1 pseudogene is annotated in these 583 nt (G+C 40.8%); it reads right to left on the bottom strand.

Going from position 1 to position 583, the window contains the following annotated elements:
* Positions 1-532, bottom strand: a pseudogene (locus LZD49_RS35425) (hypothetical protein); the annotation flags it as partial.
* Between the last annotated feature and the right edge of the window lie 51 nt (positions 533-583).

Raw genomic sequence — 583 nt, 5'->3', positions numbered from 1 at the left:
TATCCGGCTGATTTATTCTGGTGGCGGCAATTAAGTTATATCCGTGTTCACTGTCGTTAACTGCTTCTAAGACAACTGCGCCACCATAATTGCCGTTTTCAAGTCTGAAAGTCAGGCAGTCACCTTTCTCATAAACAGATTGTTGAACTATCTTCGTCCTCCGTGACTTTGCTTTTGGCCTTTCTGATTGTAATTCACTCTGGAATTTATCAAGAGCTTTCTTTCTCTTTTTTAAATCCTTTTCATCGGAGCCCAGCTCTCGCCAGACTTCAAGATCGGCACCTGTATCAATGATTGCTTTGACTCTCTCAAATAGTTCTTTGTCAAGTTGCTTGCACTCCCACTGAGCTTTCGCTAATGCAAACCAAAAGTTATGACAGTCTTCACGGTCATCAATTATTCCTTGGTTGCCAGTAATCAATCTTTTTGAAATTTCGTCGACGTCAAGACCTTCGTTATATAAGTCGAAAAATTCCCCGTGAATATCTGCGTAAGTGTCATTAGATGATATTCCTGTTCCCCAAGTGCTCATATACCTGTGTCGTGATTGCCGTCCGAAATCTAAAATAAATCTGCTTTACAG

Source organism: Dyadobacter sp. CY261, assembly GCF_021440085.1.
Lineage (GTDB): Bacteria > Bacteroidota > Bacteroidia > Cytophagales > Spirosomataceae > Dyadobacter.
Note: the sequence above shows the minus strand (reverse complement) of the source record. Positions and strands in the feature narration are given on the sequence as shown.